Below are 13,055 nucleotides of genomic sequence, written 5' to 3' on the forward strand. Positions count from 1 at the left end.
AACGGTTTACCCTCAAAAATACCCAATTCAGGGTATATCAAAAATTTACTACAAAAGTATCTTTGAACTAATAAAAAACCTAAAAACTTTATTAATATGAAAATTAAAAAACTACTTGTTGCCCTCGCAGTTGGAACTGCCGCACAGGTTTACGCACAGCAAACCGGAATCAATATTCTGGAAAAAGACTACGAAATATCCCGAAAAGCCAAAAAAGGGTATCTCGGTGGAGTGGAAGCTAAAGAAAATGGCAATTTCGACATGGTGTATTTTCTGCCTTCAAGCAGAAGAAAAGTGAAGATTGAAGTGTATAGTTTTGATAAGGACGCCAATCTTTTAGACACCAAAAAAGATGAATGGGATGTGGAAAAGGTTAAGAAAAAATGGAAATGGTTCAACTTTAAGGGTGACGAATATTCTACAACAGCAGCATCGTTAAGTACCAATCTTAGTGGCAAAATGATGTTTAAGAAAAGACTCATCAAAGCCAAATACAATTGGTTAGTTGGTGGATATTTGAAAAGTATAAAAATGCTTGATCGGCAAAAACTTACAAGTGAAAACGGTGAAGAATATCTTTTCAGCGGCGCTTATGAAGTAGAAAGAGACAGCACTATTTTAGCTTTGGCGTATCCTTATACAAAAGGTTCTTCCTACTCGAATTTGGATTTGATTAAAGTGAATAATGAAGGCGTTTCAAAAAAATTGGCTTCGGTTCCAACTTCAAGCCCAATGAAACCTATCTTTTCTAAACCCTTGTTGGACGACAACAGTAGGGATGTAGATAACGATGATTTTCCGCGAGATTGGGTTGTAGTTTTAGCTCCAACAAAAGCCTATGGAAAAAGCAATACAGGAACTCCAAACCAATTTACCTATTTGAGGATTTCCCCAGAAGGAAACTTAAAGGAAAATTTTACGTTTAATTCTCCTGATGCAGGTTACAGGATTTTGAACGTCTACGAAAAAAACGGAACTGTACTACTTTATGGCATGAGTATAAAGAAAGATGGCAAATATGCGGATGAAGTTTTAGGACAAACCGTGTCACCTTCAAGTATGGATGATCAGGAAAAAGCTGCAACATCTTCAAGTGGAGGTATGCTTGGCGGATTGGGAAAAATGGCAGGAATGATTTCTGGCAAAGAAGAATTGGCGCCATCACAAGCAAGTTTAGATAACGCATTAGACGAAAAAAAGTATGATAATTTCGTGATTACCAAAATCCAGAACGGAAATGCGGTCTATGTGAGACCTACCGCAATGCCTGAACTCAACCAAAAAGCAGTTGCAGGATCAGACATGAAAAAACCTTTGGAATTTGACGGAAAAAAATTCACAGCCAACAATTTTCAGATCCTGAAAGATGGTTCATTTGTTCTGTGTCTTCAAGATTTCAAACCAAGCAGTGGAGGAATTGGTGGAAATAAACTTTTAGGAGTTTCCAGATCGGGAAGTAGCTATGACAGAGTTTACAAAGGAATGTACATGCTACATTTTTCACCAGAAGGTAGTTTGGTAAGAAACTATACCGTTCTTCTTGATCAGAAGAATAAAAAGGGATTCTTCAATAATTCTCCAATGACTGCAGATAACTTTCCGGCAACAAGTTATGTGATTGAAAGTAAAGACGGCAAGTCGATAAACTGGATAATGGAAATGGTAAAAGCTATTGACAAAGATACAAGTGTAAGTACATTCTTGGATACTACCACAACTACAACAACCTATTCTCCGTTTTATAGTATTGAATATGGTAAATTGGATCTATCCACCGGAAAATCTTCCGAATTCAGAACTTTGGGAGATTTAGAAAAGAAAAAATATTACCTGTACGAAAAACACAACCGAATCCAGATTGGTGATTATACCTACTTCTTCAGCGAAACACCTAACGGAGGTCGCCTGCTGGTATCAAGAATCAATATTAATGATTAGAAACACAAACCGTGAGAATCAATTTCGCAACAAATAATGTTTTCATTATTCGTTTTTAGGGGTGGCCGGGAGAAATTCCGGTCATTTCTTTTATCGGTTGGTGAGGAATTGCTGCAAACTTGTATAAATTTTACGCTGAATTAAGTATTTCGAAACGCACCAAAGATTTTTAGTTTTAGATGAAAAATACCCAATTCAGGGTATATCGATTTGAAATGGCTGAAATACTTTTACCTCAATATTAACCCCTAAAATTTTTATTATGAAAACAATTTTCAAATCTATCGCTGTTTTAGCTGTATGCGCAGTTCTTTTTATTTCATGCAACAGAAGTGAAGATCCTGCCCCGAATAATCCGCTTCCTGCAGCTGCAGGATTCACTTGGAGAGAGAACGATCCCAATGGAGCGGTAAAGACGGCCGGCTCGTCAGAAGTCAGAACCCAATACAAATCCATTTTCGCCTTCGCAGGTCCTACAGCAACTTCGGGTACTATCTTTGAAATTAATCTAACAGGAACTGTACCTGCAACCTACGATTTGGCAACATCGGGAAATGCATTGTATTACGGTGGCTTTGGACCGGGGGGAACCATCACTGGCAAAGTGATCATCACCAAAAACGATGGGTCGAAAGCAAGCGGAACATTGGAGGCGTTTACCACAGCTTCAGGAAATATCACGAAAGTTTACGGAACCTTCACCGATATCCCCGTAAAATAATTTAACGAAGCCGGCGTATCACCGGTTTTTTTTCTTTAAAAAAATCAACGACATGAAAAAATTTTACTTATTAGCATTTCTTTCCTTGTCATTTTTGGGAAATGCGCAGTTTACGAAAATAATGGATTTATCCGGTGATGTAAAACCTGGAATGTATGACATTATTAATAATTATAACATCTGGAACAACAAGCTCTTCACTTTCACTATAGAAGACGGTACAAACGATTTGCTGGTAAAAGTTACCGACGGAACTGTTGCCGGAACAAAGCTTGTCAAGAGAATCTCAAAACCTGCCGCCTATTCTTCCTGGTCTCCATACGCAACAAAGCCTGCCGGAAACGGACTGTATTTTAAAATAGGAACTGTGGATAATGCAGGAAACAATATATGTGAACTATGGTTTACCGACGGTACAGAAGCCAACACAAGACTCATCAGCAACAACAGTTATCTGGAAATTGGAGGATCGCATATGGTTACCGTAATTAAGCATCGGGATGTGCAGCCCTCAAATATTGGAGACCTGTTTTTCTTCTGGAAAGCGACGGGAACAACTTCCAACACCCCTATGACGCTTTGGAAAACCGACGGAACTTCGGCGGGAACTTCACAGGTTTCTTCATCCATCTTTAATTTAGCTAACAACCTGGAGGAATTTGATTATGGGATTACGTTTAATGGTTATTACTATTTCAGAGGCGGAAACGGCACCACCAACTATAACCATCTTTACAGAACCGACGGAACTGCTGTCGAAACCATTAAACAATTTCCTCTAACACTTTCAGGCACCGGAATAGACAGAATGGGAACGGTTTTCAAAAATAAACTGTTCTTCGTCGCCACTACCGAAGTAGGTGTTAATGGAAGCAGCTATACTCAAACAGAAGTGTGGGAAACCGACGGAACGGAGGTAGGAACCAAAATGTTCTATAATTTTAAAGGGAATGATAGTGGAATGGAAAAATTTGAAGTCAACGACAGATTTAGCTTCAGAAAAACCGATCACCTGATGTTGCTCAAATCGCTGGAAAACACATCAACTGTTTATTATACAGACGGAACTTCTGCCGGGACCGCAATAGCTTTTAGCGGTGTTGACGCTCAACCTGCAAGAGTAATTACAGGCAATAATTCAGCTTATTTTTTAAGGTTGAATAGCAACAACGATACCCCAAAAAGAGTGAATGCCCTCATTGGATTTCCTCCTGTCGCGTATTCTTTCGACAAAAAAATATTTTCAGAAGAAGGCAAAGTCCTCAACAACACGCTTTGGTTTATGAATAAGGACACTTATAGTTCTTACAATGTGATACCATGGCGCTCCACAGGAACCGACACTACTACTTTTGCCACAGCCAATTCTAATTTTGGTATGGGTGGTTTCGGAGCGAAAACCTTTATATTGAATAACGAGCTTTATTTCATCACCAATTACTTAGGGTTTATGAATATGTCGCTGTACAAATTCAATCCCGATTATACCTTTACTAATGCAGCGGGAGACAACAACTGGTCCAACGTAAATAACTGGGTTGCGAAAAATATTCCTTTAAACAATGATAATGTAACGATTCCTGCTGCTTTTTCTCCAAATATCAATGGAGCAGCTTTTGCAAATGACCTTACCGTAAATTCGCCATTAAACATTTCCACCGGAAGTCTCAATATTTCAGGAAATTTAAATTTAGGCGCAAACATTACCTTAAACAACAACAATCTTAATTTAAAGGGCGGAAGTTCAAACGTTTCAAGAACTGCCATGGCTTCAGGTCACTACATCGTCACCAACGGAACCGGAACCGTAAACATCGAAAACCTCGATGCAGCAAGAGGTACGGTAAATCTGCCAATCGGAACGGCAACCAATTACAATCCAATTTCAATTTCAAATTCAGGGACTTCCGACACTTTTTCGGCAAGAGTTTCTGACGGAATCTCAAACACGACAAACGGTGCGGTAAATTCCACCTGGGAAATCTCTGAAGCAACCGCGGGCGGAAGCAACGTCAATCTGTCTTTGGGATGGAACGCTTCCCAGGAAAATTCGTCCTTCTCAAGAAATTCCGCAAAAGTCGGTCATTATTTAAACGGAAGCTGGAACGAAGAAAATTCGGGAACAGTTTCAGGAACGGATCCGTTTACAATCTCAGCAACGGGAATTACCAGTTTCTCGCCATTTTCTGTGATGAATTTCGGGGCGTTGGCAACACATAATTCCATAAAAAATGGAGTAGAAGTTTATCCGAATCCATTCAGTGAATTGCTGAATATTTCTTGCTTAGAAAACGGAACAGTAAGTTTCTATGACATGTCCGGAAAACTGGTTTCCACAGAATTTTTGGTTAAAGGAACGAACCTTTTAAACAAATCTAACTTACAAAAAGGAATCTACATTTATCAGATTAAAGGAAAAGATGGAAACGTAGTTGCAAACGGGAAAATTATTAAAAAATAGACTCTTTAATTTTTAAATCATACTGTAATAAAATAATTATACCAATACTACTTTTTTCAGATAGATTAATGAATATGGAAGAATAACAGGTGCTGGATTTTGGCAAAATTCGATTATCGATATTTTCTTAAAAATACCCAATTCAGGGTATATCGATTTGAAATGGCTGAAATACTTTTACCTCAATATTAGCCCCTAAAAATTTTTATTATGAAAACAATTTTCAAAATTGCAACCGCAACAGTAATCGCAGCATCACTTGTTTCATGCAACAGATCGGAAGATCCTGCCCCGAATAATCCGCCCTCTTCTGGAGTTTTGCCAAAAAAAATGGTAAGTACTTACTCTAATTATCCAAATAATCCTAGAACTGTAACTTACACTTATGACGGAAACAAAATTTCCGAGATCAACATTTTTCCTCAAGAAGACGTAAGTAAAATTAAATATACTTATACTGGAGATAATATCACTAAAATTGAAAAATTTACAGGTTCCAATTTTTCTTCATACTACATTTCAAATCTTGAATATCAGAATGATAAATTAGTAAAAGTTTCATCACCATCGGGTTACAACGAAACCACGTTTGTGCACAATCCGGATGGGACAGTAATTCAGACCTATAAATATTCATCTACTTCGAGCAGCCAACAAAGTAAGCTTTATTTCACTGGTGGCAATATGGTAAAAAGAGAAAACCTTGATGCCAACGGAGCTGTCGTACAAACAATAAATTATAGCTATGACACAGCCAAAAATGGAATGCTGAAAAACGTTACCGGTTTAACAAAGGTGTTATCGGGATTTTCTGCGTATGACGAAGGCGACACCGGTGTTAATGCTTTGACTGGAATTACTGATACAGGAGTCGCAAGTAACAACAGTACTTATACTTATGAGTACAACAGTGATTCTTTTCCAACAAAAAGAGTAAGAAATAGAAACAATGTTACAGCTACAGCAGTGATCAGTTATTAAAAAACAAAATTCCTGTGAAGTATTTCTTTACAGGAATTAAAATTTTCGCTCCAGAAATAATCTACATTTATCTGATCAAGGGAAAAGTTGGAAATTTGGTTTCATCTGGGAAAATTATTAAAAAGTAATTATTAGCTAATAAAAAACATTAAAACATAAAAAAAACATTTTATGAAATATATTTATACAGCATTTTTAGTCTTATGTTATTCTCTAGTTAGCTCTCAAACTAAGCTTATCCAATATATGACTAGGGTACCAGACGCAAGTCATTTTATAAATTATAAGACGGATATTTGGCAAAATAAAGTATTTTATAAGTCACAAGGATACTTAATGTATTTTGATGGCATTAATTTACCTAAAGTTGTAAAAAAGACAAATGATAATGCTTTTTATTCTAACCAGTTTAAATCTACAACAAACTGGATGTACTTTACTGATAAAAATCCTACAACGAATCTTATTGAATTATGGAGAACTGATGGTACCGATGCTAATACAATAAAACTTGATGAGGCCACATCGATTATTATAAATCAAGTTGGTTCAGGTTATTCGTATCAAACCGCAATTTTATACGATTCAGAACTAAACGGACAATTTTTCTATTTTAAAAATAATTCATTGTATAAAACAGATGGGTCCGTTTCTACACTTATAAAAAGTAATCTTTATAGACAAGGAACTTATTTTATTTGTAACAATGCATTTTATTTTTACAATTATAATAGTAGTACAAATACAGAGCACGGAATTTATAAATATGACGGTGCAGTGCTTGAAAATATCTATCCAGTAGTTATGGATTATACTGTAGTTGCTAATTCAATAAGTTACTTGCTTGGTAAATTTGGTAATAAAATATTATTTGCGGGTATATATAATAAAGTAAAAGGTTTCTATAGTATAGATACAGTGACAGGCAGTGTTGTATTGGAATTGCCTACAGAGTACTTGTCAGATGCAGATTGGAACAATGTTTCAGGATCAATCTCAAAAGATGGCATCTATCTTAAACTTTCTGTAACTAAAAATAATGCAACAACATATGGTATCTATCGTTTTGGAGCGGATGGTTTAATAAAAATTATAGATACATATGATTTAAATGTTAAACAATTTGTGTGCAATGATAATTTGATCTATTTAGTTTACACAAAAAATAGTGAATCTAATACCTCTTTGTATTTTAGGAAAATGACTTTATCAGGAAATTTAATTTCAGAATCCAGAATAAAGGACATTTCAAATATGAATACGAGTGCAAAATTTGGATTTTTTAGAGATTCCTACTGGTTTCAATATTCATTACCAAATATTGCAGATTTTGAATTATGGAGAACGGATGGAACAAATGAAAATACAGTGCAGGTACAAAATATTGACGAAAGCCAAAATATGAGTTCTGGGCCAACAAATTTTTTTGTTCTAAACGACAGGCTGTATTTCTTTGGCTCTAAAAGCTATATGCCGTGCCTTTATGAATTTGCTGGGGATTTTACATTCAACAATAATAAGCAGGATAATAATTGGAATAACAAAGAAAATTGGAATAGCTTGTTATTGCCTTCATCTGTAGACGATGCAAATATCCCTAACTCTCAAAATTTGCAAATTAACGGAAGTGCTTTTGCTAAAAATCTTAACGTTTCTTCACCCATTGATATATCTTCTGGCTCACTCAACATTTCTGGAAATATAGATTTAGGAGCAAAAATCACCCTAAATGGAAACAATCTAAACCTAAAAGGCAGCGATTCTAAAATTACAAATGCCAATTCCACCAACTACATCATTACCAACGGAACAGGAACGGTAAACGTAGAAAACCTCGACGCAGCAAGAGGAACAGTAAATCTGCCAATCGGAACAGCAACTAATTACAACCCAATTTCAATTTCCAATTCGGGAACTTCCGATACTTTTTCTGCAAGAGTTTCAGATGGAATTCAGAACACGACAAACGGCGCAGTAAATTCCACCTGGGAAATCTCTGAAGCAACTGCAGGCGGAAGCAACGTAAATGTAACTTTGGGATGGAATGCTTCACAGGAAAATTCATCCTTCTCAAGAAATTCCGCGAAAGTGGGACATTATCTAAACGGAACCTGGAATGAAGAAAACTCGGGATCAGTTTCAGGAACCGATTCGTTTACAATCTCTGCAACCGGAATCACAAGTTTCTCGCCATTTTCTGTGATGAATTTTGGGGCGTTGGCTGCGAATAATATTTCTAAAAATCAGGTTTCTGTTTATCCGAATCCATTTTCTGATAATTTAAATATTTCTACAGATGAAAATGCATCAATTTATTTGTATGATTTATCAGGCAAGTTGATTTCAAAAGAATTTTTGGTGAAGGGAAGCAACTCATTGAACAAATCTTCACTCCAGAAGGGAATCTACTTTTATCAGATTAAAGGTAAAGATGGTAATATGGTTTCATCAGGGAAAATTATTAAAAAATAAAAGTCATGAAAAAGATATACACAATTTTAGCTTTGGCACTGACATTTTTTTGCAGTGCGCAATTGTCGCAAGTTTTACCGTACACCAGTACAAACGGTTTCGGCACAACACAGACCGACGACACGATGATTTATAACAACGAGTTTTACGGATCAACTGCCGGAACTGTATCTTCGGTAGAACTCCGAAAATTCAACGGCACCACGATAACGGAAATAAAAAGTTTTCCAGGGTATTATTCCGGAAGCTTAGCCTCTACCATGATGTTGGGTAGTTTCAATAAAACGGAGAGCAAACTATATTTCATCACTACGCAAACGCTCTACAACACTAATTATACGGTGAACGAAAGCACAAGCGAGTTATGGGTTACAGACGGTAGTGCGGCAGGAACGCTGAAATTGTTAACGGTGACCAGACCTGGCAATTTTGCTTTCAACATTATTTTAACAGATACTCATTATGGTGCGTTCAAAACAAACAGCAATTATGTAGGCGACAAACTTATTTTCTCAACCTACAATACCACAATGGTTACAGACGGTACTGTGGCGGGAACAAAACCTTTAACTGCTAATGGAATTCCTATCCCTATGTTGTCAATGCCGGGACCAAAACTCAACGGGAAGTATTATTTTTCAGCTACAGACGGAACTTTGCACAGTACAGACGGTACAGATGAAGGCACCCAGAACATCGTCTCGAATTCAGTAGTTTCAGTTTACAGTCCTATGAGTATGCCGCTGAATGGAAAATTCATGTTCTGGGGCAACAATTCCGAAAGCGGAACCGAACTTTGGGAATCCGACGGAACTGCTGCCGGAACCAAACTTTTCTATGAGACCGTACCCGGACCTGAAACCGGAAAAATAATTTATGGAAATTCCATCGACATGGCTAATGACGGAAAACACATCTACTTCATGCTTGCTAATGGAACAGACCGCGAAGTGTGGTCAACGGATTTAACGGTAGCAAATACAAAAAAAATAAAAGATGCCAATAATTATCTGCCACAACTTAGTGTTTTAGGCAATGGTATCATTTATTTTCAGGAAAACACTATATCACCGCCTTATTTAAGTAAAATCTGGAAAAGTGATGGAACACCGGAAGGAACTAAACAGATTTCAGATGTCTTCAAAAGCAACTCCATGGCTCTTTATCAAAATTCACTCTACTTTCAAAGAGCTGAAAACAAAACCACTATTGGTAGTAATCAAGTGGATAATAATATTGAACTATGGAAATCCGATGGCGAACCTGAGAATACAAGAATGATTTTTGACATTTATCCTGGCGGATTGACTTCTCCTTATGTCGTAGCGAATAAATCCGAACCAGGTATGTTTTTCGTGCTGAATGATGTACTATACTTTGTTGCAAAAAACGCCTCAGGAAAATTTATCTACAAATTTAAAGGAGATTATACATTTAACGGTGTAACCAACAACAACTGGAGCAATCCTAACAACTGGAATTCTGGCGTGGCTCCAGGAATTCAGGATCTGGTAAACATTCCTGCAGGATTTAATTTAAATATAGACACCAACTCTTTTGGTAAGGATGTTAACGTAAGTTCTCCGCTCAATCTTTCTTCTGGAAACCTAAATATTGGCGGATATTTAAACCTCGGCGCGAACATTACATTAAACAACAACAATCTTAATTTAAAAGGCGGAAATTCAAACATATCAAGAAGCACATTGGCTTCAGGTCACTACATCGTCACCAACGGAACCGGAACCGTAAACATCGAAAACCTCGACGCAGCAAGAGGAACAGTAAATCTGCCAATCGGAACTGCTACAAATTACAACCCGATTTCCATTTCAAATTCAGGGACTTCCGATACTTTTTCGGCAAGAGTTTCCGACGGAATCTCGAACACCACAAACGGCGCGGTAAATTCCACCTGGGAAATTTCGGAAGCAACTGCAGGCGGAAGCAACGTCAATCTGTCTTTGGGATGGAACGCTTCCCAGGAAAATTCGTCCTTCTCAAGAAATTCCGCGAAAGTGGGACATTATCTAAACGGAAGCTGGAATGAAGAAAACTCGGGATCAGTTTCAGGAACCGATCCGTTTACAATCTCTGCAACGGGAATCACAAGTTTTTCGCCATTTTCTGTGATGAATTTCGGGGCGTTGGCTTCGAATAATATTTCTAAAAATCAGGTTTTAGTTTATCCGAATCCGTTTAATGAGAACTTTACTATTTCCTTAAATGAAAATTCGGTGGTGAATTTCTATGACATTTCCGGAAAATTGGTTTCTTCTTCCATTTTATTGAAAGGAAATAATACGCTCAACAAGTCCGACCTTCAGAAAGGAGTTTATATTTATCAGGTAAAAGGAAACTCTGGAAACGTGATTGCAAACGGGAAAATTATAAAGAAATAAAATAGCCAAGAATCTTCGAACAACATCGAGATGTTTTTAAGCCGGAATTTTTTCCGGCTTTTTTGCGAAAGCTATGTTGTAAATAATATTTTTAATTTATATTTGTACCTCTGAAAAAGAAAGAATGTACAATAAATTAGTAAGGATTGAAGTGATGAGAACGCTGGGAAAAGAGGTTGGAAACTTTATTTCTTCCTATTTAACCCCGGTTGAGAAAATTTGGCAACCTACTGATTTTCTTCCTGATCCATCTGCGGATTCTTTCAAACATGATGTTGAGGAACTCCAAACTTATGCTCAGGAAATGGGTTATGACCTTTTTGTAACATTAATTGGCGACTGTATTACCGAAGAAGCGTTACCAAGCTACGAATCCTGGATCATGGGAATCGATGGAGTAGAACAGGAAAACCGCACCGGTTGGTCGCAATGGGTGCGAAGTTGGACCGCCGAAGAAAACCGCCATGGAGATTTGCTCAATAAATATCTTTATCTATGCGGTAGAGTAAACATGCGTGAAATTGAAATCACCACGCAATATTTAATTCAGGACGGGTTTGATTTGGGAACTTCCTTGGATCCGTACCGAAACTTTGTTTACACAAGTTTTCAGGAAACGGCAACCAATATTTCCCACAGAAGAGTGGGGACTTTCGCAAAACAAAGCGGGAACATAAAACTTGCCAAAATGTGCGGTGTAATCGCAGCTGACGAAGCACGACACGCAAAAGCTTACAAACATTTTGTCACCAAAATCTTCGAACTCGATCCATCGGAAATGATGCTCGCTTTTGAGGATATGATGAAAAAGAAAATCGTGATGCCTGCACATTTGATGCGGGAAAGCGGCCAAAAAGCCGGCGAACTTTGGGCACATTTTTCTGATGCGGCGCAAAGAGCAATGGTTTACACCGGACAGGACTACATCAATATCCTAAGCGAACTTCTTACCGACTGGAAAATAGAACATATCTCCGGACTCAACGAACAGGCGCAGAAAGCACAGGAATATTTAATGAAACTTCCTTCGCGGCTTCAGCGGATTACCGACCGGCTTGCAACTCCCGACTTGCAGTACCAGTTCAAGTGGGTGAAATCTTAACACCAAATCATATCAAACTATATTGTTTTGAGGGTCGTCTTTTTTGATGACCCTTTTATTTTTATATCTTTGCAAAAACTAAATTTCACGCTATGAAAAGTAATAAAAAACTAGCCATTGATTTCGACGGAACCGTTGTAGAAGACGCATACCCGGGAATCGGAAAACCAAAAACCTTTGCCTTCGAAACTCTGAAAAAATTACAGTCGGAAGGTTACCGCTTAATCCTGTGGACTTACCGCCACGGAAAAACATTAGACGAAGCTGTAGAATTTTGCCGCAAAAACGGGGTGGAATTTTATGCGGTGAATTCATCATTTGAAGGAGAAGTTTTTGACCCTTCAGAAGCTTCCAGAAAAATTGATGCAGACCTTTTCATCGACGACCGAAACCTCGGCGGATTCCCCGGATGGGGCGAAATCTACAATATCATCAACGAGAGAATTGAGTTCCGTGTCGAAGGAAATGAAGTGCTGCCTTATTCCAAAATGAAAAAAGAAAAAAAGAAAGGACTTTTTTGGTAATTTACACAAGATAAAAGGCAAAAGACAAAAATGAAGAATGATTTGTTACAAAGAACCTTTAATTTTGGTATCGCAGTCATCAAGTTTCTGCGAAACTTGCCTGATTATCCTGAATATAAAATGCTAAGATTTCAGCTATTAAAGTCATGTGCTTCAGTTGGTGCAAATTATGAAGAATCACAGGCAGGATCGTCCAAGAAAGATTTTCGTAACAAAATCAGAATTTCTCTTCGAGAAGCGAGGGAATCGAATTATTGGTTAAGAATCATCGATGCTTTAAGCGATGTAAAATCCGAAGAATTAGACCGACTTTTGCAAGAAAGCTCTGAGCTAAAAAATATTCTTGGAGCAATTTTACGGAATTCAAAAGATGACGAAAACGAAACTTAACTATTGTTTCATTCTTGCCTTTGTTTTTTCTTTTTATCTTTTTCCTTTTATCTTTTGTCTTAAG

9 protein-coding genes are annotated in these 13,055 nt (G+C 37.4%); all 9 read left to right on the forward strand.

Features of this window, described 5'->3' with window-relative positions:
* The first annotated feature begins 96 nt into the window (after positions 1-96).
* Complete coding sequence (locus MTP09_RS07470; protein WP_243547546.1) at positions 97-1,938, forward strand: hypothetical protein; 1,842 nt, start codon at positions 97-99, stop codon at positions 1,936-1,938.
* 262 nt (positions 1,939-2,200) lie between these two features.
* A complete protein-coding gene (locus MTP09_RS07475; RefSeq protein ID WP_243547548.1) occupies positions 2,201-2,659 on the forward strand; it encodes a hypothetical protein in 459 nt (152 codons plus the stop codon).
* 52 nt (positions 2,660-2,711) lie between these two features.
* Positions 2,712-5,120: a T9SS type A sorting domain-containing protein gene (locus MTP09_RS07480; RefSeq protein ID WP_243547550.1), complete on the forward strand. Its 2,409-nt coding sequence runs from the start codon at positions 2,712-2,714 to the stop codon at positions 5,118-5,120.
* Between the two features lie 210 nt (positions 5,121-5,330).
* Complete coding sequence (locus tag MTP09_RS07485; RefSeq protein WP_243547552.1) at positions 5,331-6,101, forward strand: hypothetical protein; 771 nt, start codon at positions 5,331-5,333, stop codon at positions 6,099-6,101.
* Positions 6,102-6,272: 171 nt separating this feature from the next.
* Complete coding sequence (locus MTP09_RS07490; RefSeq protein ID WP_243547555.1) at positions 6,273-8,573, forward strand: T9SS type A sorting domain-containing protein; 2,301 nt, start codon at positions 6,273-6,275, stop codon at positions 8,571-8,573.
* A 5-nt stretch (positions 8,574-8,578) separates the two neighbouring features.
* Positions 8,579-10,975: a T9SS type A sorting domain-containing protein gene (locus tag MTP09_RS07495; RefSeq protein WP_243547558.1), complete on the forward strand. Its 2,397-nt coding sequence runs from the start codon at positions 8,579-8,581 to the stop codon at positions 10,973-10,975.
* Between the two features lie 124 nt (positions 10,976-11,099).
* Positions 11,100-12,077, forward strand: a complete 978-nt coding sequence (locus MTP09_RS07500) for an acyl-ACP desaturase (protein WP_243547560.1) — start codon at positions 11,100-11,102, stop codon at positions 12,075-12,077.
* A gap of 92 nt (positions 12,078-12,169) precedes the next feature.
* Positions 12,170-12,601 (forward strand): BT0820 family HAD-type phosphatase, encoded by a 432-nt coding sequence (locus tag MTP09_RS07505; RefSeq protein ID WP_243547563.1) that lies wholly within the window; start codon positions 12,170-12,172, stop codon positions 12,599-12,601.
* Between the two features lie 30 nt (positions 12,602-12,631).
* A complete protein-coding gene (locus MTP09_RS07510; protein WP_243547565.1) occupies positions 12,632-12,991 on the forward strand; it encodes a four helix bundle protein in 360 nt (119 codons plus the stop codon).
* The last annotated feature ends 64 nt before the right edge of the window (positions 12,992-13,055 follow it).

The sequence above is a fragment of the Chryseobacterium suipulveris genome, from assembly GCF_022811685.1.
Lineage (GTDB): Bacteria > Bacteroidota > Bacteroidia > Flavobacteriales > Weeksellaceae > Kaistella > Kaistella suipulveris.